At 70.6% G+C, this 22322-nt stretch carries 12 protein-coding genes; 8 read left to right on the forward strand and 4 right to left on the reverse strand.

Annotation, left to right across the window (positions count from 1 at the left end; translation table 11 throughout):
• The first annotated feature begins 272 nt into the window (after nt 1-272).
• The 5 genes from VAPA_RS34795 to VAPA_RS02910 all read left to right on the forward strand — a co-directional run bounded on the left by VAPA_RS34795 (nt 273) and on the right by VAPA_RS02910 (nt 12574).
• Entirely contained in the window at nt 273-440 is a 168-nt protein-coding gene (locus tag VAPA_RS34795) for a hypothetical protein (protein ID WP_021005272.1), read from the forward strand.
• Nucleotides 437-2623: a catalase gene (locus VAPA_RS02895; protein WP_021005273.1), complete on the forward strand. Its 2187-nt coding sequence runs from the start codon at nt 437-439 to the stop codon at nt 2621-2623. The genes VAPA_RS34795 and VAPA_RS02895 overlap by 4 nt, the downstream gene beginning before the upstream one ends.
• 159 nt (nt 2624-2782) lie before the next feature.
• Nucleotides 2783-4930 (forward strand): CHAT domain-containing protein, encoded by a 2148-nt coding sequence (locus VAPA_RS02900; protein ID WP_021005274.1) that lies wholly within the window; start codon nt 2783-2785, stop codon nt 4928-4930.
• A gap of 356 nt (nt 4931-5286) precedes the next feature.
• Nucleotides 5287-7011, forward strand: a complete 1725-nt coding sequence (locus VAPA_RS02905; RefSeq protein ID WP_021005275.1) for a ShlB/FhaC/HecB family hemolysin secretion/activation protein — start codon at nt 5287-5289, stop codon at nt 7009-7011.
• A 7-nt stretch (nt 7012-7018) separates the two neighbouring features.
• Nucleotides 7019-12574 carry a two-partner secretion domain-containing protein gene (locus tag VAPA_RS02910; RefSeq protein WP_021005276.1) on the forward strand — a complete coding sequence of 1852 codons (5556 nt, stop codon included), beginning with the start codon at nt 7019-7021 and terminating at the stop codon, nt 12572-12574.
• 8 nt (nt 12575-12582) lie between these two features.
• Here VAPA_RS02910 and VAPA_RS02915 read toward each other — a convergent pair whose 3' ends face one another.
• The 4 genes from VAPA_RS02915 to VAPA_RS02930 form a co-directional block, all read right to left on the reverse strand.
• Nucleotides 12583-13380 carry a hypothetical protein gene (locus tag VAPA_RS02915; RefSeq protein ID WP_021005277.1) on the reverse strand — a complete coding sequence of 266 codons (798 nt, stop codon included), beginning with the start codon at nt 13378-13380 and terminating at the stop codon, nt 12583-12585.
• A gap of 37 nt (nt 13381-13417) precedes the next feature.
• Nucleotides 13418-15421, reverse strand: a complete 2004-nt coding sequence (locus VAPA_RS02920; RefSeq protein WP_021005278.1) for a hybrid sensor histidine kinase/response regulator — start codon at nt 15419-15421, stop codon at nt 13418-13420.
• Complete coding sequence (locus tag VAPA_RS02925) at nt 15418-16389, reverse strand: ABC transporter substrate binding protein (protein WP_021005279.1); 972 nt, start codon at nt 16387-16389, stop codon at nt 15418-15420. The genes VAPA_RS02920 and VAPA_RS02925 overlap by 4 nt, the downstream gene beginning before the upstream one ends.
• A gap of 241 nt (nt 16390-16630) precedes the next feature.
• Nucleotides 16631-18520, reverse strand: coding sequence for an ATP-binding response regulator (locus tag VAPA_RS02930; RefSeq protein WP_021005280.1), 1890 nt, complete (start codon nt 18518-18520; stop codon nt 16631-16633).
• Between the two features lie 245 nt (nt 18521-18765).
• Here VAPA_RS02930 and phnD (VAPA_RS02935) point away from each other — a divergent pair, with 245 nt between their 5' ends.
• From phnD (VAPA_RS02935) to tssK, 3 genes are all read left to right on the forward strand, one after another.
• Complete coding sequence (phnD, locus tag VAPA_RS02935; RefSeq protein ID WP_041945987.1) at nt 18766-19776, forward strand: phosphate/phosphite/phosphonate ABC transporter substrate-binding protein; 1011 nt, start codon at nt 18766-18768, stop codon at nt 19774-19776.
• Between the two features lie 14 nt (nt 19777-19790).
• On the forward strand, nt 19791-20837 hold the full coding sequence (gene phnD / locus VAPA_RS02940; protein WP_021005282.1) for a phosphate/phosphite/phosphonate ABC transporter substrate-binding protein: 1047 nt from the start codon (nt 19791-19793) through the stop codon (nt 20835-20837).
• 143 nt (nt 20838-20980) lie between these two features.
• Nucleotides 20981-22312 carry a type VI secretion system baseplate subunit TssK gene (gene tssK / locus VAPA_RS02945; protein ID WP_021005283.1) on the forward strand — a complete coding sequence of 444 codons (1332 nt, stop codon included), beginning with the start codon at nt 20981-20983 and terminating at the stop codon, nt 22310-22312.
• Nucleotides 22313-22322 lie beyond the last annotated feature (10 nt).

A 22322-nucleotide genomic window follows, 5' to 3' on the forward strand; every position in this document is an offset into this window, starting at 1 on the left:
GCCCGTGTCCGATGCTACGGCTGCGCACGAGGCGCGGATGCGGGCCGACACGCCAGGCCGCGTAGGCGGCAGCCAGGCGCTGTCGGTGTGCTCCTACCGCGTAGACGCCGCCTCTCCCACAAGCGCGGGCGAGGCGCCACTACGGGTAACAGTGTGAGAAAAACATAACCTTTGGATTCGCTCGCAACTGCCCCCGCGAACCCGCTTTCGTGGCTTCATGGAGGCCGCAGCGCAAGCATCGAGTTGTTCAATCTGATCTGCTGGAGCGAATCATGGATCTGTCGTCGCTGTTCGATTCACTCACCGGTGCTTGGGGGGATGAAATCCTGTTCTGGGTGGTGGCCGCCGTGGCGGGTTTCATCTGCCTGATTGCGCTGGTGAACGTGCTGGACCTTTTTATCGACAACGAAGCTGACCCTCCCATGAAAGACCCTCGATGACGCCTCAGAACAAGGCCGCCGCCGGACGCCGCTCGAAGGCCATGGACGGCAGCAACGCCAAGCAGCAGCAACTCGATGGCTTCGCAACCGATCATGCGCCCAATCTGACGACCAACCAGGGTCTTCAGATTCCCGACAACCACAATTCGCTCAAGGCCGGGGTGCGCGGGCCCACGCTGCTCGAAGATTTCATCCTGCGCGAGAAGATCACGCACTTCGACCACGAGCGCATTCCCGAGCGCGCGGTGCATGCACGCGGCTCGGCGGCGCATGGCTATTTCCAGGTCTACAAGTCGATGTCGCAGTTCACCTGCGCCGATTTCCTGCAGGACCCGGACGCGAAGACGCCCGTTTTCGTGCGTTTCTCCACCGTGGCCGGCTCGCGCGGCTCGGCCGACACGGTGCGCGACGTGCGCGGCTTTGCCGTCAAGTTCTACACGCGAGAGGGCAACTACGACCTCGTGGGCAACAACATCCCGGTGTTCTTCATCCAGGACGCGATGAAGTTCCCCGACCTCATCCATGCCGTGAAGCCCGAGCCGCACCACGAGATGCCGCAGGCTGCCAGCGCGCACGATACCTTCTGGGATTTCGTCTCGCTCATGCCCGAGAGCACCCACATGCTGATGTGGGCGATGTCGGACCGCGCCGTTCCGCGCAGCCTGCGCATGATGGAAGGCTTCGGCGTGCACACCTTCCGCTTCGTGAACATCCGCGGTGAGAGCCACTTCGTGAAGTTCCACTGGAAGCCCAAGCTCGGCATCCACGGCCTGGCGTGGGACGAGGCGCAGAAGGTCGCGGGCAAGGACCCCGACTTCCATCGCCGCGACCTGTGGGAAGCCATCGACCAGGGCGACTTTCCCGAGTGGGAACTCGGCGTGCAGCTGGTGCCGCCGGACAAGGCGAGTTCGCTCGGCTTCGACCTGCTCGATCCCACCAAGCTGATCCCCGAAGAGATGGTGCCCGTGCAGCGCATCGGCCGGCTCGTGCTCAACCGCAACCCCGAGAACTTCTTCGCCGAAACCGAGCAGGTGGCGTTCCATCCGGGACACGTGGTGCCGGGCATCGACTTCAGCAACGACCCGCTGCTGCAGGGGCGCCTGTTCTCCTATACCGATACGCAGATCTCGCGGCTCGGCGGCGCGAACTTCCACGAGCTGCCCATCAACAAGAGCGTGTGCCCGTTCCACAACTTCCAGCGCGACGGCATGCACCGCCAGGCCATTGCGCGCGGCCAGGTGGCCTATGAGCCCAACTCGCTGGGCGACGGCAAGGAGTTCAGGGTCGACGGCGGCAGCGCCGGCTTCCAGTCGCATCCCGACGAGCTCGAGTCGCCCAAGGTGCGCCGGCGCAGCCCGTCGTTCGACGATCACTTCACGCAGGCGCGGCTGTTCTTCAACAGCCAGAGCGCGGCCGAGAAGGAGCACATCATTGCGGCCTTCCGCTTCGAGCTCTCCAAGGTCGATGTACCGGCCATCCGCCAGCGCATGGTCGACAACCTGGCGCACGTCGACGAGAAGCTCGCGCGCCGCGTGGCCGAGCCGCTGGGCATCGGCGCGCCGGACGCCAAGGCGGCCGCGGGCCGCGCAGGATACCGCGAGCACCGCATGACCCTGCCCATCGAGGAGTCGCCCGCGCTCAGCATGGCCGACACCGGCGACGGCTCGATCCGCACGCGCAGGATCGCGATCCTCGCGGCCGATGGCATCGACTCCGCCTCGCTCAAGCCGATCCGCGATGCGCTCGAGCAGGCCGGCGGCAAATGCAAGGTGGTCGGCGCCCGCCTGGGCACCATCGCCAGCGCATCGAAGCGGCAGATCGACGTCGACATGACCTTCGCCAACGGGCCATCGGTCGTGTTCGATGCCGTGCTGATCCCCGGTGGCGCCCAGGGCGTTGCGGCGCTTGCGGGCATGGGCGATGCGGTGCACTTCGTGCTCGAGGCGTACAAGCATTGCAAGGCCATCTGCACCGTGGGCGATGGCGTGCAGCTGCTCTCCACGCTCGGCATCAGCGCGAACGCGCAGCAGGGGGACGCACCCGCCGGCGTCATCGTTGCGGCCACGCCGGTCACCAACCTCGGCGACACCAGCGAGGCGACGCAGATCGCGCAGGCCTTCATCGCCGCGATTGCCAGGCACCGCCACTGGGACCGCGTCAACATCGATGCGATTCCTGCGTGATGCAGGGCCTGTGGCCGTAGTCCATTCGCGCTAGGCCTTCTTGCGAATAGGCGCGGCAGGGGCCCGATCCTAGACTTTCCCCACGAGGCCTGAACGGCGCGCACTTCCGCGGCGTCGACCCCCGCAACCGCGGGCACACGGGCCGCGCGCGGGGGTCCAATGACGTGGTTTTCGAGAACGGGATGGGAGCGCTCGGCACGTCGTGCAGGGGTCGCGGGTGCGCTGGGTCTGGCGGGCATTCTTCTGCTGGGGCACGGCCCCCTGGCATCGGCGCAGCAGCAACAGGCGTCGAATGCCGAAGCCGCGGCCGGCAGGGCGGAGCAGGCCCGGCTTGCCGACACCGACACCTTGCTGGCGTTGACCAGCGAGGGCGCGGTGCTCTACGGGCAGGACGCGGTCAAGCTGTCCGGCTACCAGTACTGCAGCCAGGCGGTGGCGCTGGCCGAGGCCGGCGAATTCCGCCAGAGCGTGCGCGCCGCCAGCAAGGCGCTGCACCTGGCCAATGCCACGCGCGATCCGAACCTGCTGGCCATGGCCAACCGCGACCTGGCCATCGTCTACAGCTATTCGGGGCAGCTCGAGAAGGCCGAGGAATTTGCCCGCGAGGCACTCAAGCATCCGGCGCGCGACCCCAGGCTGGTGGTCGGCCCGGTGCAGAAGGTGATCGGCGACGTGCGCACGCGCCGCGGCGACTACGCGGGCGCCGTGATCAGCTATGACGAGGCGCTGGCCAACAGTTCGCCGCGCTATGCGCCGCTGGTGCAGGCCTCGCTCGTCAATGCGCTGATCGAATCGGGCGACGCCGCAAGGGCGCGCGAGATGCTTGGGAGCATGGCGCCGCCGAAGGACGCGCCGCTGACCGCGCAGCTCGACCGCACCCGCGCGCGGCTGCTGCTGGCCGAGAACAAGCCGGCCGAGGCGCGCGACCTCTACCGCGCGCTCACTGCGCGGCAGGTCGGCACCGACACCGAGTACTACCGCCTCTGGGCCTGGGACGGCGTGGCGCGCAGCGAGCTCGCGCTCGGCCAGAAGCAGGCTGCGGCCGAGGCCATGGCGCGCGCGCTGGGCGGCATCGACCAGGTGCGCGCCAGGTTCCGCAGCGAAGAATTCAAGATGGGCCTGTTCTCGGACCTGCAGTCGGTGTTCGAGCGCGGCGTGTCGATCTACAGCGATGCGGGCGATGCGCGCCAGGCCTTCGAAGTGAGCGAGCGCAGCCGCTCGCGCGCGCTGCTCGATGCGGTGCGCGGCCGCGCGAAGATCAACGAGCGGGCCGCGAACACGGTGGACCTTGCCACGCTGCAGAGCACGCTCGCACCCGACGAGCGCGTGGTGCAGTTCCACTCGCTGCCCGACCGGCTGCTGGTGTGGGTCGTCGGCCCGGCCGGCATCGAGGCCACGACCGTGGCGGTGCGCCGCGAAGAGCTCACCGAACTGGTCGAGGTGTTCCGCAACTCCATCGTGCGCGGGCGCCGCGCGGCCATCACCAATGCCGACAAGCTGGGCGCGGCGCTGCTCGGGCCGCTGGCCCTGGCGCCGGGGCAGCGGCTGATCGTGGTGCCCCACGGGCCGCTGCACTACCTGCCGTTCCAGGCGCTGCGGCTCAATGGGCGCTACGTGATCGAGACCCATCCGGTGGCGGTGGCGCCCTCCATCAGCATTGCCGTGCAGCTCGCGCAGCGCACGCCGCGCGTGAGCGCATCGCTCACCGCCTTCGGCAATCCGCGCATCGAGGACAAGTACGACCTGCCCGGCGCCGAGGTCGAGGTGAAGCAGTTGGCGCAGCTGTTCCCCCGCAACACCGTGTACATGGGTGCCGCGGCCACCAAGACGCAGTTCCGCGACGTGGCCGCGCGCTCGCCGCTGATGCACGTGGCGGCGCATGCCGAGGCCGACGCGGTCGATCCGCTGTACTCGCGCATCCTGCTGGCCAACGAGGGCGGCAAGCAGAATTTCCTGGAGGCGCACGAGATCCTCGGCCTGCCGATGGATGGCACTGCGCTGGTCACGCTCTCGGCCTGCGAGTCGGGGCTCGGGCGCATCGCGCAGGGCGACGAGGTGCTGGGCTTCACGCGCTCCTTTCTCTCCGCCGGCAGCTCGAGCCTGATCGCATCGCTGTGGCCGGTGTCGGACGATGCGACCGCGGTGCTCATGGGCACGCTCTACGGCGAGCTGGCCAAGGGCCGCGACATCCAGAAGGCGATGCAGGCCGGGCAGCTGGCCGTGCTGAAGGATCCCAAGATGTCCCACCCCTTCTTCTGGGCGCCGTTCAACCTGATCGGCAACTGGCGTCTCACGGTGGGGAGCTGATGACATGAAAAGAAGAACTGCCATGTCGATTCGTCGCGTTGTGTTTGAAGTGTGCTGTTCAGGGCGCGCTCCCGCCGACGGGGTACGCGGCGAAGCGAATGTCCCCCGGCCTTCGGCCTCCTCCTTTACTTCGCTGCGCAAGGCACCCCATCGACGTGATCGTTATGCGCAGCGGTCGTTGATCGGCCAGCACAACGACCGCGCTCATCGTGCGCAGGGCATCGGGTGCTCCCCGCGGCGAAATCAAGGAGGCGCCGAAGGCGGGGGACATTCGCGGAGGGGAGTACCCGGTGTCCTGTGCACGCGCCCTGAACAGCAGCGCCCACAACAACAGCAACACGCGGTGGAGCACTGAGATGCAGATACGCACCATTCAACGCTCCACCCCGATCGCCCTCGCCGTCGCCGTCACCGCCCTGGTGAGCGCAACGCTGCTGGTTGCCGCCCAGCGCACCCATGCAGCAGAACCCGATGCCAATGCGCTGCTGCCAACCAAGGACCCTTGCGGCAGCTGCGACCGCCCGCTCGCGCAGGCCACCGGCACCGTGGCGCCGCAAAGCCTGCCCGCGCCGCCGCAGCCGCCCGCCGCCAAGTTCCGGCTCAACGACCTGCGGCTCAACGGCGTCAAGGCCCTGAGCAACGAGGAACTGCAGGGCATCACCGCGCCCTACATCGGGCGCGACGTCACGCTCGGCGATCTCGAAAGCCTGGCCCAGGCCATCACCGCGCGCTACAAGGAGCGCGGCTACTTCCTGGCGCAGGCCGTGGTGCCCGTGCAGACCGTGCGCGACGGCATCGTCGAGATCAGCGTCATCGAAGGCCGGCTCGGCAAGGTCGAGGTGCTGGTGGCGCCCGACGCGCCCAACAGCGAGGCGCGCGTGCGCGGCTTCCTTGTACCATTGCAGCCCGGCGAGGCCGTGAATGCGCCAGCCTACGAACGCTCGATGCTGCTGCTGTCGGACCAGCCCGGCATCAAGGTTTCGTCCGCGCTGCAGGAAGGCACCCAACCGGGCACCACCGACCTGTCGGTGGAAGTGACGGCGGCGCCGCGCTGGGCCTTCGCGGCCGAGGCCGACAACCACGGCACCAAGGAATCGGGCCGCTACCGCCTCGGCGGCACGGCGCGATGGGCGAGCCCCTTCGGCATCGGCGACAACCTGGACGCGCGCGCCATGGTCTCCAACGGCAATGCGCTGCAGTTCGGCCGCATCGCCTACGAGGCGCCCATCGGCAGCAGCGGGCTGCGCGCCGGCGTGGGGCTGGCACGCGTCAACTACGAGCTGGGCGGCGAGTTTGCGGAACTGGGCGCCCAGGGCAAGGCCGACGTGTTCGACGTCTCGCTGAGCTACCCGCTCATCCGCCAGCGCCAGCACAACCTCTTCCTGCGCCTGTCGGCCGACAGCAAGAAGCTCACCGACGAGTACACGGCGTTCGACTTCTCGGCGCGCAAGCGGGTGCGCGGCTTCGGCCTGGGCTGGACCTGGGAGCGCCGCGATGACTGGCTGGGCGGCGGCTACTGGGCCAGCACCGGCACTCTTTATCACGGCAAGCTCTCGATCCGCGATGCCGACAGCCTGCAGACCGATCAGGGCCTGGGCGGCCACCGCACCGAAGGCGGCTTCACCAAGGCCACCTTCCAGTTCTCGCGCCTGCAGGCGGTGCTGCCCCAGCACTCGCTGTACCTGGCGCTGGGCGGCCAGTGGGCCAGCAAGAACCTCGACGCCTCGGAAAAACTCTCGCTGGGCGGTGCGCGTACCGTGCGCGCCTACCCCTCGGGCGAAGTGCTGGTGGACCAGGGCCTGATCGGCACCGTGGAATGGCGCTGGTCGGTCAACGCCGAGCTCACGCCCTTCGTGTTCTACGACGCGGCGCGCGGGCGCCCGACCAAGAACCCGACGATCTTCGACGCCAGCCCCAATTCGCGCAGCCTGCGCGGCGCGGGCATCGGCCTGAGCTGGACGCGGCCCGGCAACTTCACCATCAACGCCACGCTGGCCTGGCGTGCCGGCACCGACCCCGCGCGCACCGACGGCGGCGGGCATAACCCGCGGCTGTACGTGCAGGCGCTAAAGACCTTCTGAGGGCAGCATGAGAAACCATGATCTTTCCGCGAAAGCCCTGCCGCGGCACTGGCGCGTCCGGCCGCTCGTGCTGTCGCTGGCCTGCATGGGCATGGTGCCGGCCTGGGCGCAGCTCAATCTGCCCACGGGCTTTCCGCAGAGCGGCAACGTGGTATTCGGCAATGTGAGCGTCGCTTCCGGCGGCACGGCGACCGTGCAGGGGCTCACCCAGAGCACGATGAACGCCATCGTCAACTGGAATGCGTTTTCGCTGGCCAGCGGCAAGACGCTCAACATCAACCAGCAGATGGGCGCCGCGAGCGTGATGCTCAACCGGGTGGTGGGCAGCGGCGGCGTGATCGAGCAGTCGGTCATCAACGGCACGCTGTCGGCCAACGGGCATGTGTTCGTGGTCAACCCCTCGGGCGTGCTCTTCGGCAGCACCGCCCAGGTGAACGTCGGCGGGCTGGTGGCCTCCACGCTGGACATCAGCGACAGCCAGATCGCCAAGGACGCCAGCGTGGTGGGCAAGGGCGGCCAGCTGGTGTTCGGCGGCGGCATCAACGATGCCAACAGCATTGCCCGCGTGACGGTCGAGCCTGGCGCGGTCATCAGCGTGGGCGAAGGCGGCACGCTCGGGCTGATCGGCGCGCTGGTGCGCAACGAGGGCCAGATCAACGTGGCGCGCGGCTCGGCGGGCCTGGCGTCGGGCGCCCGTGTGACGCTGGACTTCGAAGGCGACGGGCTGACGAAGTTCACGGTGCCGGTCGAAGGCGGGCTCATGAACACGTCGGTGGCCGCTGTGCAGGCGACGGATCCCACCACCAAGGCGCTGGTGATGAACACCGGCTCCATCACGGCCGATGGCGGGCGCGTGGTGCTGGTGGGCGCCTCCGGGCTGGTGCAGCAGGTGGTCAACCAGAGCGGCACGGTGCGCGCGCGTTCGCTGGTCGAGCGCGGCGGCGAGATCGTGCTGGAGGCCATCGGCGCGAAGGTCGACAGCGGCGCGGGCCTCGAAGTGAGCGGCACGCTGGATGCGCGCGGCAATGCGGCCGGCGTGGCCGGCGGCAGCATCCGCACCACGGCCGGCAACCTGAACGTGCTGGCGGGCACGCAGATAGCCGCCGGCGGCAATGAAGGCGGCGCCAACGGCAGCTGGACGGCCGAGGCGGGCCGCAATCTCTCGATCGTGGCCGACGCCGACGCCGACGCCGACGCCGACGCCGGCAACATCGCGGCCAGCGTGATCGGCAAGGCGCTGAGCCAGGGCACCGACGTGACGCTGACCACGCGCTCGTCCGCCGCCGCGGCGCAGATCAACGACGCCGTCGTGTTCCAGCCCGGCGCCCAGGTGATCAAGGACGGCGGCGGCACGGCCACGCTGCGCGTGAATTCGGTGGGCAACATCGACATGCGCTGGGCGGCCGAGGGTGCAGGTGCAACGATCGCTTCCACCAGCGGCGCGCTGAACGTCGAGTTCAATGCCGACGCGCAGGGCCTGGCCGCCGCCGAGGTCGGCCAGGCCAACGGCATTGCGGCGGCCATCCGGCTGGACCGCGCGCGCATCGATGCCAACGGCGGGAACATCCGTTTCTTCGGGCAGGGCGACAGCGACAACGGGCGAGCGATCGGCGGGCAGGTCAAGGGCCCGGACGCCGACGGCGCCGGCGATATTCGCAGCGGCGTCTGGCTGGGCGGCAGCACCTTGAGCACGCTCGGCGCCGGAAACATTTCGCTGCGCGGCGAAGGCGGCACCGCCGAGGTGGGCAGCGGCTTCCTGAGCGCCACCGACGGCGTGCGCATCGACGGCGACAGCACGCTGAGCACGCAGGCGGGCGGCATCACGCTGGCCGGCCGCGGCGCCGCGGGAGGCTCGGGCGTGCGGCTGAACGGCGACGACTATTCGGTCGCCCTGTCTTCCGCGAGCGGCGACATCGCCCTGACCGGGACGGTGCGCGACTGGACCAGCGGCGGCCCGGTCGGCGAGCCCGCGGGCGGTGCCGGCGTGCAGATCACCGGCGCGAAATTGACCACCGGCGGCGACGTGCGCATCACGGGCCAGGGCGGCGACCTGTCGGGCATGGCCGCCGGCCTGCGCACGCAAGCCGTCGAACTGAGCACCAGCTACACGGTGGGCGCCTCGAATGGCGTGGTGATCGACGGCACGCGGGTCGAGGCCGGCGCGGGCCGCAGCATCGAGATCAGCGGCACCGCGGGCAGTGCGGGCTTCGGCTACGACGGCACGGGCGCGGCGCTGACTTTCGCGCCCATGGACGCGACGGTCACGCCCTTCGGCGTGCAGCTCACGTCGTCCCAGCAGACCGACGGGCTGCATGCCGCGGGCGGCAGCATCCGGGTCGCGGCCGGCACGGGCGATGTGGGCCTGACAGCCGGCGCCTTCGAGGGCACGCTGCTCGACGCCGCCAGCGCCACCGGCGCAGGCGGCAGCATCGGCGTGACGGGGCGCAACATCCTCGCGCAATCGACCGCGGACGCCAGCGGCCTGGCGGACGCCAGCGGCGCGGGCGGCGGCGGAAGCATCGAGATTCGCGGCACGACCGCGCCCGGTGCCGGCAACGAGAATTCGGGCGTGGTCTCCATCGGCCCGAACCTCACGCTGCTGGCCAACGCCCTGGGCAGCGGCAACGGCGGCAGCATCACCCTCGTGGGCGAGCGTTCGATGCGCGCCTTCGGCGACTTGCAGGCCCGGGGCGGCAGCGCCGGCGGCAACGGCGGCACGATCGAAACATCGGGCGGCTCGTTCGACGTGAGCGGCATCCGCGTCGACGCCTCGGCGCCGGCCGGCCTGGCGGGGCGGTGGATCGTCGATCCCTATGACGTCACCATCGTCCACGGCGCGGCCGGCGGCGGCAGCCTGCCCACCAATCCCTTCGAGCCGGTGGCCACCTCGACCATCCAGGACGGCGACATCAACGGCGCGCTGAACACCGGCACCAGCGTGACCATCACCACGGGCAGCGCGGGCACGGATGCGGGCGACATCCGTTTCGGCAGCGGCATGCTGATCGAGCGCACGGTGGGCAGCGCGCCGCTGGTGTTCGAGCTGAACGCGGCGCACTCGATCGGCGACCGCGTGTTTTCCAGCTCGTACCTGGCGCCGATCATCCGTTCGACCACGGGGCCGATGGACGTGATCTTCAATGCCGGCTCGGCCGGGGCGCTCGACGGCTACGTCCATTACTTCGGCAATACGGGGGCCGATCAGGCCGTCATCTCCACCAACGGGGGCAGCGTGCTGGCGCACGCCACGGGCACGGGCTATGCCGAAGTGGTCTTCAATTCCGCCAGCATCGACACCGGCGGCGGCAACCTGCGCCTGCTGACGGACGGGCCGAGCACCACCCAGTTCGTCGCGCTCAGCGGCAACGTGCAAACGCACGGCGGCAGCGTGACGCTGGACGCCGGCTTCGTCGGCGGCAGCCCTGCGTTCAGCGACATCAACATCGACGTGGACGGCACCATCGACACGGGCGGCGGCGCGGTGTCCATCCACGCGCACGGCGTCGGCGGCATCTACGATTCGGTGACCAGCCGGTTCGACAACCAGATCATCACCAACGGCGGGGCGGTGTCGATCCTGAACGGGCAGACCGGTGCACCGTCGGGTTTTGTCTTGCTTCAGGGGACCCAGATCGACACGCGCGTCGGCCAGTCCGATGCGGGCGCCGGCGGCGACGTGAGCATCGCCGGCGGCGGCGTGAGCCTCAACGGCGTGCGCATCGACAGCGCCACCGGCGACGTGGCCATCACCGGGACCGGCGGCACTGGCCAGAGCGGCAGCGCCGTGCAGCTGGATTCGCTCTTCCTGCGGGCCGTGGGCTTCCCGGTCTCCACCGCCATCTCGACCACCAGCGGCAACGTGCTGGTGCGGGGCGTGCAGGACTTCGACCGCGGCTCGAGCGCATTCAACGCGACGCACGGCGTGCTGGTGACCGACGGCAGCAGCATCACCACCGGCAGCGGCAACATCGCGCTGCAAGGCCTGTTTGCCAGCGCGGTGGTCGACGGCACCGACAGCGGCGTGCGGCTGGAGAACGGCGCGCGCCTGGCCACCACCGGCGGCGGCAGCATCGAGCTGACCGGCAGCTCGCTCCAGGGCACGCCCGGCGTGTCGATCCAGCCCGGCCTCTTGTCCACCGGCGGCCCCGGCGCGGCGCCGCAGGTGCAAAGCAGCGGCAACCTGGTGCTGCGCGCCAGCAACGACGGCAGCGCGCCGGCCTTGGCGATCGATGTGCCGGTGAGCGCCGCCGGCACCATCAACCTGCGGCCGGGTGGCATGGACGCGGCGCTCAATGCCTTCGACGCCACGGCCGCCGGTATCACCGTGGGCGGTGCGGCAGGGGGCGGGTTCACGCTGTCCGATGCGCTGATGTCGCGCTTGAATGCGCCGAGCGTGGTGGTGGGCAGCAACACGCACGCAGGCACCATCACCGTGGCCGGCGCGCTGGCGACCGGCGGCGCCCTCACGCTGCAGAACGAAGGCGTGGGTGCCGGCGCCGGCGGCATCGTGCTGAACGGCGCCGTCACGGCGGACCGCCTGGGCCTGCTCTCGGCCGGCGACATCACGCAGACGGTGAAAGCACCGATCACCGCCCAGCACCTGCTGGCGCGCTCCAGCCGCGGCAGCGTGCTGCTGGACCAGGCGGCCAACAACGTGAGCGAGAACACGCTGGGCGGCGGCGCCGCCGGCGCCTTCCGCTACCAGGACGTGGACGGCGTGCGCATCGGCGCGCTGTCGGTCACCGGCTTCGACGCCGGGACCAACCTGCCGCAGGTGGTGTCGGCCACGTCGATGGCGGCCGACACGGTGTTCGTGCGCACGCTCTCGGGCGACCTCACGCTGGACACCGCCGTCACCAGCACCTCGGGCACCGACCTGGTGGCCGCGTCGCGCTTCCAGAATGCGGGCGGCGGCAGCGTGGGCGGCGCGCCCTGGCGCATCTGGGCCGACACCTGGGTGGGCGAGTCGCGCGGCGGCATCGCCGGCTCGGGCGCCACGCCCAACCTGTTCCACTGCGCCTACCTGGGGCTGTGCACCGTGAGCATCACGCCGGGCGACAACCACTTCATCTACGCCCAGCAGCCGCGGGCCACGGTGGTCATCGGCGACGCCAGCCGGCCCTTCGGTACGGCCAACCCGCCCTTCGGCTTCACCATCAGCGGGCTGATCCTGGGCGACGGGACGGCCGGTTTCCTGGGCACGCCCTCAAGCTCGGCCGGTGTCTTCAGCCCCGCCGGGCGCTATGCGATCACCGGCAGCTTCACCTCGGCGGCCGGCTATGCGGTGGACGTGGTGCCCGGGACGCTGACCGTGACGGCGAGCCTGCGCCGGCCGGACTTCCCGAGCGCGGACCTGGTGCGCGAGCTGCCCAACACCAACACCTACACCTTCGACCGCAACATCGGTGCGCCGCCGATCTGCTTTGCCACCGGGCCCCTGGAGGGCGAACGTTCGCAGCAGGGCGACGACCTGCTGGCGCGCGAATGGTCGCGCGTGCGGTCGCGGCCCAACCTCACCAGCTGCGTGGCCACCGAGCGCAAGAACGGCTGCGCGGATTTCTGAGGGACGGCTCAGCGCGGGCCGATCGCGGGGCCGCCTGCGGCGCCCAGCGCCCGCGGCAGGTCGCCGTGCCAGGTCTTCAGGCCCTGGTGCGACAGGCGCGACTGCAGGTCGACGAACACCTGGCCGCCCAGCTGCTGCCAGCGCCGGCAGAAGGCGAAGTCCTCGCTCAGGTAGCGGCCGGTGGCGGGCTCGAACTGGGTGTCGAAGAAGCGCCAGTGCGGCAGGTGCGCATTGGCGTGGTCGCCGGCCTCGGGGGTGTAGCGCAGCTCGGGCATGGCCGCGGCCATGCGTTCGAACACGCCGCGGGTGATGAGCATGAAGCCGGTGGGCGCGTCCAGCACCTCGACGAAACCGTCCGCGTCGGCCTGTGTCGGCGTGTGGCGCAGGTTCAGCGGATAGCGCGCATGCAGGGCGTCGAAATCGGCCTGCGTGGCGCCCGCCGGCAGCGGCCGGGCCAGGCCCTGGACCGGCCAGCCGTCGTGCTTGTGCGGGTAGACGCCGGCCACCACGTCATGCCCGGACAGCAGCAGGCGCAGCGCCGCATCGGGCGTGAAGCCGACGTCGGCGTCGATCCAGAACAGGTGCGTCCATTGCGCATCGGCCATGAACTCGGCCACCAGCCGGTTGCGCGCGCGCGTGAGCAGGCTGTCGCCGTCGAGGAAGCGCGTCTGCATGGCGAAACCGTGCGCCCAGGCCGCATTGACCAGGCCCAGCAGGCTGCGCACGTAGAGGCTGGTCATGGAACCGCTGTAGCTCGGCGTGGCGACGAAGGGGCGGATGCCCTTGAGGGCGGCGGTGTCGAGCATGGCGTGGTCGATGGGGTAGCAGGGGGTGGCGTGGCACTCAGGCCGCGTGCGCATGGCGCCGCGTGGTGAGCAGTGCGCGCAGCTTGGCCGGCGCGACCGGCTTGGTCAACAGCATCACCCCGCCGTGGCGCAGCCGCTGCAGCACCTCGGGCCCGGTCGCGCCCGAGACCAGCACCGCGAGCGCATCGGGCTGCAGGCGCCTGGCGGCGTCGATCACGTCCATGCCGTCGCCGTCGCCGGCCAGCTGCAGGTCGCACAGCACCGCGTCGAAATGCAGGTCGCCCGTGCCCAGCCGCGCGATGGCCTCGGCGCCGGTGGCCACGCATTCGACCTGGCAGCCCCACTGCTCCAGCAGCGCGCGGCTGCCGTCGAGGATGGCGGGGTCGTCGTCGACCACCATGCAGTGCAGGCCGGCCAGCGGCGTCAGCGCCATGGGCGCGGGCTCGGGCGCGGTGGCTTCGGCCGGGTGGGCGGCGGGCAGGGTGAGCGCAAAGGTGCTGCCGGCCTGCAGCGCCGAGCGAACCGTGATGCGGGTGCCGAGCAGCGTCGCGATGCGCGCGCAGATCGCCAGGCCCAGCCCGAAGCCGCGGCGGCGGTCGCGCTCGGTGTTGGCCACCTGGTAGAACTCCTCGAAGATCCGGCCCTGGTGGATGGGCGCGATGCCGATGCCGTTGTCGCGCACCTCGATGCGCACGCTGTCGCCGTTCTTTTCGCGGGCGCGGCGCGCGGCCACCAGCACGGTGCCGCCGGCCGGTGCGTGGCGCAGCGCGTTGGCCACCAGGTTGCCGACGATGCGCTGCAGCAGCGCCGCATCGCTGCGCACCGCCAGCCCGCGGTCGCTCCAGCGCAGGCGCACGTGGGTTTCGGCGGCGGTGGCGGCATGTTGCGCATCCAGCTGGTCGAACAGTGCGGACAGCGGCACCTTGGTGATCGCCGGCGTCAGCACCTGGGCATCGAGGCGCGAGATTTCCAGCAGGTCGTCGAGCAGCACGCCCATGAACTCGGTGCTCTCCTGCAGCCGCAGCACGGCGGGGCGCTGTGCGGGGCTGGCGCCCGGCAGCAGGCCGTCGATGAAGAGCCCCATGGCATGCAGCGGCTGGCGCAGGTCGTGGCTGGCCGCGGCCAGGAAGCGGGCGCGCGAGAGCGCCGCCTGCTCGGCCTCGGCCATGCGCTGCAGCGCCACCGCGGTGGCCTCGCGCACGCGCTCCTCGCTGATCTGCCGGTTGCGCTGCAGGCGCTCGGCCAGGCGGTCGATGTCGTGCGCAAGCACCGTGAGTTCGTGCGCGCGGCCCTTGCCGGAATTGCCGGTGGACGCGCGGCTGTCGCCTTCGGCCACGTCGCAGCGCGCTTCGAAGTGCCCGGCCTGGAGCGCGGCCACGGTGCGCGACACGCGCCGCAGCGGCCGCGCCACCGTGCGCGCCATGTGGCGCACCGAGGCCCAGGCCGCGAGCAGGGCCACCAGCGCGATGCCGATGCTCGCGATCAGCGACCGGCTGCGCTCGCGCGCATAGGCCGTGGTGTCGCGAAAGGTCTGCACCAGGCCGATGGGGGTTTCGCCAGCGGCGGTGGAGCCCGCCGGCGCGAAGGCGCTGGCGCGCGACGCCTCGCGCAGCGTGACCGGCGAGGTGAACATGCGCAGCTGCGCGAGCGACGAGGCCTTGGGTCCGGCCGTCACGTAGACGCCGGCGCTGTTGCTGATTTCCACGCGCATCACCTGGCCGCCGCGCAGCGCGGCATTGGCCACGTTCTGCAGCGCCGGCAGGTCGCCGGCATAGAGGCTCAGGTCGGACATGGCCGCCACCTGGCGCGCCACGGCCTGGCCTTCGGCGTCGAAGGCGGCCTCGAGCGTCTGCAGCCGGCTGTGGGTGAACCAGCCCGTGAGCGCGAGCGCCACCGCGGCGCACGGCACCACGCCGAGCCGGAACAGGTCGCGCTGCAGGTTGCCGCGCACCAGCAGCGTGGGCGTGGGCGCAGGCGCGGTCGGCTGAAGCGGCGGCGATGCATCGGCGCGCCTGCCTTCGGATGGCAGCTTCGCGCTCATCGGGTGACCGTGAGCCGCTCGGTCAGTTCCCGCTCCTCGGGCAGGCGCAGGCCGAGTCCGCGTGCCACGGTGACGTTGACCCGCACGGTGGCGGGCGCGGCCGACTCCACGAGCGGATTGCCGTTGCTGCCGGCGCCGCTCGCGAGTTTCTGCCCGAGCAGGCGTGCCTGCTGGGCCAGCTGCGCCGGCGTGGAGACCGCCGCGGCCAGCCCGCCCGAGCGCACCAGCCCTTCGCTGGCGCCGAACACCGGCAGGCCCGCGCCCGCACCGGCGTGCAGCACCGAGAGCGTGGCGGCCTGGCTGTCGCCGATCAGGTCGGGCAGCACCAGCAGGGCATCGCTGCGCGGCACCACCGAACGCAGCGCGCCAGCCAGCGACCTGGCATCGGGCGCGTACTCCACCTGGATGTCCCAGGGCGGATTGCCGTTCTGCGCGGCGCGCTGCAGTTCGCGCACCAGGGGCTCGGATTCGAGCGTGGCGACCACGCCGATGCGTTGCTTCTGCGGCAGCACCGCACCGATGAGCGCGAGCTGGTCCGCCATGGCCGGGTCGCGCAGCAGCACGCCCACGCGCCGGTCGCCGCGCTTGAGCGCCGGGCTGCTGGCACGAAGGCTCTCGTAGTCGAGCCGGCTCAGCATCGCGAGCACCAGCGGCTGCTGGCCCGGGCGCTCCAGCGCCGCGCGTGCGGCAGGCGCGCCGACCGCGAGGGTGAGCGCGGCGTTCGCGGGCGCGGTGCGCAGGCTGCGCGTGCGCACGCCGGCATTGGCGCTGCGCTCGGGTTCAGAGCTGGCGGTTTCCACCGGCTGCGTGGCTTCGGCGCCGCCCGCCGAAAGCCGCACCAGCTCGAATCGGCTGCCGGGCTCCTGGCTCGCACGAAGATGCTGCACGAACTCGGCATGCGCCGAGAGCTCGTCGCCCACCAGCACGGTGAGCTCGGCCGCCGAGGCGTCGGCGGCGAGCTGCGCCATGCAAAGAAGAGCCAGCGCGGCGCAGGCGCCTTGGCGTCGCCGTTTCCGGAGGAGCGAGATGAGAAGGTTCACGGCAACAAACATGGGCTGCGACTGCAGCAAGTGCAGCACCCAATGTACGGAAGCCTCCTGCTTCGCGCGATAAGGCGGAGGGCTTATGTCGGTGCCCGCACCGCCGCGCGGCTGTGATGAAGATCACAGCGCGGCAGCCGCTTGGCCTATGTCCGACGGACTACCCTCCTCAGGCGTCGACGTTCGACAGCGCCGCGGCGCGCTGTGCCTGGATCGCCTGGCGCAGCACGCGCGGCGACACGGGCTTGTAGAGCACCGCGATGCCGGCGCTCGCCACTTCGCGCAGGCGGTCCGGCTTGGTCTCGCCCGTGACCAGCAGGCGCGCCGTGCCCGCCCCGATGCCGCGCGGATGGCGTTCGAGCGCGGCGATCACGTCGAGCCCGTTGTCGCCGCCCTGCAGGAGCAGGTCGCTCACCACCACGTCGGGCGGCTGCTCCCAGGCGTCGGCCAGCGCCAGCGCTTCGGCGCGTGTCTGCGCGGCCAGGACTTCGGCGCCCCAGTTGGTGAGCACCACCGACAGGCCTTCGAGGATGGTGCGCTCGTCGTCGATCACCAGGATGCGCAGGTTCTCCAGGCTCGCCTCGTCTTCGGCGCCGCCAGCGGCGGGCGCGGCGGCCGGCACCGGCAGTGCGGCCGGTGCCGAGCGCACGAGCACGCGCACGCAGGTGCCCTTGTGCGGCTTGGAGGTGAGATCGACGCGCGTGTTGAGCAGCTCCGCCAGGCGCTGCACCGTGGCAAGCCCGAGGCCCATGCCGCGTGCGCCGCGCGGGGCCTGGCGGCTGGTGGTCTCCACCTGGTAGAACTCCTCGAACACGCGCGCCTGGTGCTGCAGCGCGATGCCCACGCCGGTGTCCATCACGTCGATGCGAACTCCCTTGCCGCGGCGCCGCGCGCCGATCAGCACGCCGCCCTCGAGGGTGTGGCGCAGCGAGTTCGACACCAGGTTGTTGAGGATGCGCGAGAGCATCACGTAGTCGCAGCGCACCCAGAGCTCGGTCTTGCGCGCGACCAGGCGCAGGCCCTGCTGCTCGGCCACCGGGCGGAAGTTGCGGCTGATCTCGTCGAACAGCCGGTCCAGCGGAAAGTCGGCCCACTGCGGCTGCAGCACGCCGGCATCGAGTTGCGAGAGATTGAGCAGCTCCGAGAACAGCCGGTCGAGCGAGTCGACGCACTCGCGGATGTGGCCGATGCGCTGCAGGCGCAGCGGGTCGGTTTCCCCGTTGGCCAGCCCGTCGGAAAAGAGCGTGAGCGCATGCAGCGGTTGGCGCAGGTCGTGGCTGGCCGCGGCCAGGAGTCGGGTCTTGGCCTGGCTTGCCACTTCGAGCTGCTGGTTCTTGCGCGCGAGTTCGGCGGTGGCCTCGCTGATGCGGCTTTGCAGCAGGCGATGGCTCTCGGCCAGCGCCCGCGCCGCCTGGTTGAAGCCGTGCTGCAGGTGCCGGATCTCGGAGGTGCCCTCGATGGACACGCTCGCGGCCTCGCCCGCACCCAGCCGGTCCACGGCCTTGCCGAGCGCGCGGATCGGCTCGCTGATGCGCCGCGCCGCCCACCAGCCCGCGAGCCCCACGCCCACCAGGCTGATCGCCAGCACCAGCACCACGTTGAGCCACACCGAGCGCCGTGCGTCCTGCACCGCGCCCAGGCTCATCTCCACCATCACCTTGCCGTTGTGCCTGCCATCGTCGCTGATGATCGGCACCACCACCTGCAGGCCTTCGCCGCGGGCGCGGTCGACGGTCTCGGAGTTGGCCACGATCTCGCCGTCCTCCGACCAGATCTGCACCTGCTGCACGTGCGGCTGGTAGGTACCCGACTGGGCGGTGCGCTGCAGCATGCGGCGGTCCATGCGCACCAGCGGCGTCTGCGCCGCCGTGGCCACCTGCAGCGCCACCGTCTGCGCGTTGGCGCGCATCAGCTCGGTCAGGTTGTCCAGGTGCTGGCGCGTCAGCACGGCAATGGCGGCCAGCGTTGCCGCGGTGGCCGGCACCAGCGCAAGCAGGATCAGCTGCTGGGCGAAGGTGAGGCGCGCAAGCCCCCGGAGGACATGGAAGTTCCAGTTCATGGGGGAATTTGGCGCATGAAGGCTGAGCTTAGGGGGACGGCCATGCGAGTGAAAGATGGGAAAACATCACAAAAATAACTTCTATTTGGTATCTAATTGCGTCGCGTTGTCGATGTTAGACCCGCTGATTCGCAGCGGCCCCATGTCTTCGTGTTCCAAAAATGCAGGCCTCCCCATGCCGCGTCCGGAAGGCTTCCGGCGCTTCCCGCTGTCCCAAGTTCGGGCGCGCCGCCGCCATGGTAAGCATGGCGCGCCGCGGCGCCGCAGCCGCCATCCTTGCGCTGCTCGCGGGCCTGCCGCTGGCGGCCGTTGCCCAGCCCGCGCCGCAGCCGGATGCGCCGGTGCGCTTCGGCATCCTGCCGCTGGGCGGCGCCTTCGAGTCGCGCAGCGACTGGGACCCCTTGCTGGCCGAGCTGAGCCGCGCCATTGACAGGCCCGTGAGCGTGCTGTCGGTCAACTCGTACGAAGCGCTCGAGCAGGCCATCCGGCGCGACGAAGTCGACATGGCGTTCCTGTCCGGCAAGATGGCGCTCGACGCCGTCACCCAGCGGCGCATGAAGGTCGTGGCCCAGGTGGTGCGGCACGACGGGCTGCCCGGCTACCGTGCCCTGATGCTGGCGCGCAAGGCGCCCCCGTTCAACAGCATGAAGAGCCTGCTCGCGGAGCCGGAACGCTGGCGCCTCGCGCGCGGCGAGCGGCAGTCGGTGTCGGGCTTCATCGTGCCGCAGCTGCAGCTGTTCCTGCCCAACCACATCGCGATGGAGACGCGCTTCCTGAGCGAGATCGTCGGCACCCACCAGACCACCGCGCTGGCCGTGGCCAACAACGAAGCCGACGTGGCCACCAACAACACGGCCGATTTCGAGCGCTTCAAGCTGCGTTTTCCGGCCGAGGCCCAGCGGCTGCAGGTGTTGTGGGAGTCGGAGCTCATTCCGCATGCGCAGATCGTGGTGCGGCGCGAATATTCGCCCGAGCTGCGAAGCCGCGTGCAGGCCTTCCTGGTCGGCTACGGGCGCGCGAAGGGCTCCAAGGGCGATGCGGAGCGCGTGGTGCTCAAGTCGCTGCATGACCTGGCCGGGTTCGTGGCCGCGGACAACAGCTCGCTGCAGCCCGCCGCCAAGCTGGCCTATCAGCTGGCCAAGCAGAATGCCATGAGCGCGCAGTGGGTCAACGATGCGGCGCGGCAGGCGCGGCTCTCGCGCATCGAAAGCGGGTACGCGGAACAGACCGCCGTGCTGCGCGACCTGTCTCCCTGACGCGGGCCTTGTCCATGTCGCGTCTCCTGCGTTCGGTTGCCGCGGCGCTTGCGCTCGCCGCCGTTGCCGCGGCCTGCCTGGCGCAGGGCAGTGCCGGCACGGCCGACAGAGGCGCCTCGCCACCGGTCAAGTCGATCCGCTTCGGCGTGCTGCCGCTGGGCGGTGCCGTCGAATCGCGCGCCTTGTGGACGCCGCTGCTGGCCGACATGAGCCAGGCCATGGGCTTGCCCGTGAGCGCTTACTCGGTGGCGTCGTACGAGGAGCTCGACCGCGCCATCCAGCGCGACGAGATCGACATGGCCTTTCTCTCGGCCAAGATGGCGCTCGATGCCGTGATGCAGCGGCGCATGAAGGTGGTGGCGCAGATCGCGCGCCGGCCCGGCATGCCCACGCATCGCGCCGTGCTGCTGACGCGCAAGGCCGGCCTGCCCAGCACGCTGGAGGCCGTGCTCGCCGAGCCCGAGCGCTGGCGGCTGGCGCGCGGCGACAGCCGCTCCGTGACCGGCTTCCTCATTCCCCAGAGCCAGCTTTTCCTGCCGCGCAAGATTGCGATGGAAACGCGCTTTCGCGGCGAGATCGTCGGCACCCACCAGGCCACCGCGCTCGCCGTGGCCAACGGCGATGCCGACGTGGCCACCAACAACACCACCGACTTCGAGCGCTTCAGGGAGCAGTTCCCGGTGGAAGCCGCGCGGCTGCACATCGTCTGGGAGTCCGAGCCGCCGCCCGGTGCGCAGATGGTGGTGCGGCGCAGCTATCCGTCCGAGTTCCAGGCCCGGCTGCAGGCCTTCCTGGTGGGCTACGGCCAGGGCAAGGGACCGCGCGCCGATGCCGAGCGCGAGGTGCTGAAGACCTTGCGCGCGGCCTACGGCTATGCCACTGCCGACGACAGCGCGCTGCTGCCCGAGGCCATGCTCGAATACCAGCTCGGCAAGCAGAACGCCATGGCCGCCGCCTGGGTCAACGACGCGGCGCGCGAGAAGCGCCTGCAGCGCCTCGAGAAGAACTACCGGGAACAGGTCGAGGCCTTGCGCCCGGCCGCCAGCGCTGCCACACGCTGAGCGGGCGTCGGCAGGGCGCGTCTACTCCCTTCGCCGTAGCTCCAAAACCCCGCATCTAGGCCGTTAGGCGGATTTGCCCGCCGTGCCACGCGCCGGAAACTTCGTGTTTCTTTCAGGCAGCCCTTGCCGTTGACGGAGTGCGGATGAGTTGGCGAACAAAAGTGGTCTGGAGCGAGGGGATGCTGCTGCAGCCCCAGCACCTGCAGCAAAGCGAGCGTCATGCCGACCATGCGAGGCATGTGCTGTTGCGTTCCACCACGCCCTATGCCTGGGGGTTTGCGGAGATCGAGATCGATCAGGCCGCGCTCACGCTGGGCAAGCTCGCCCTGGTGCGTGCGGTGGGCATCTTCGGCGACGGCACGGTGTTCGACATGCCGGCGGTCGATCCGCTGCCCGAGCCCATCGACATTCCGCCCGCCATGCGCGACGAGGCCGTGATGCTGGCGCTGCCGCTGCGCCGCGCCGGCGCCCGCGAGGCCGACGCCGAAGACTATGAAGAGCTGGTGCGCCACCGGGTGCTCGAGTCCGAGGTGCCGGACTCCAACACCGCCGGCGAGCGCACGGCCGTGCTGCAGCTGGGCCAGCTCCACACGCGCCTGATGCGTGCCAGCGAAGCGACCGACGCCTGGACCACGCTGGGCGTGGCCCGCGTGGTCGAGCGCCGCGTCGACAACCAGGTGCAGCTCGAGCGCGCGATGCTGCCGCCGCTGCTGGACGTGGCGGGCCACGGCGTGATCCGTTCCTGGCTCGACGAGTTGCTGGGCCTCCTGCGCCAGCGCGGCGAGGCGCTGGCCGGGCGCATGACGCAGGGCGGCACCGGCGGCGTGGCCGAGATCGCGGACTTCATGCTGCTGCAGACCGTCAACCGCAACGAGGCGGTCTTTGCGCACCTGGCCCGAAGCGCCATGCTGCACCCGCAGCGCTTCTTCGAGCTTGCGCTCGGGCTGGCCGGCGACCTCGCGAGCTTTCGCGATTCGCGCCGCGTGGCGCGCTTCGGCCCCTACATCCACGACGACCTGGCGCTGAGCTTCCGTCCGCTGATGGACGACCTGCGGCGCAGCCTCTCGATGGTGCTGGAGCAGTCGGCCATCCGCATCGACCTGCACGACCGCAAGCACGGCGTGCGCGTGGCCATGGTGACCGACGTGGAGCTGCAGCGCAAGGCGACCTTCGTGCTCGCGGTGAACGCCAACATGCCGAGCGAGGCGCTGCGCGCGCGCTTTCCCACGCAGGTCAAGATCGGCCCGGTCGAGCGCATCCGCGACCTGGTCAACCTGGCGCTGCCGGGCGTCACGCTCACGCCCATGCCGGTGGCGCCGCGCCAGATTCCCTTCCACACCGGCGCCAACTACTTCGAGCTCGAAACGCGCAACAGCGACCTGTGGCGCCAGCTGGAGCAGTCGGGCGGCATCGCGATGCACATCGCGGGCGACTTTCCCGGCCTCGACCTCGCGTTCTGGGCCATTCGTTCCTAGCCGCATCGGG

This window comes from Variovorax paradoxus B4, assembly GCF_000463015.1.
GTDB classification, from domain to species: domain Bacteria; phylum Pseudomonadota; class Gammaproteobacteria; order Burkholderiales; family Burkholderiaceae_C; genus Variovorax; species Variovorax paradoxus_E.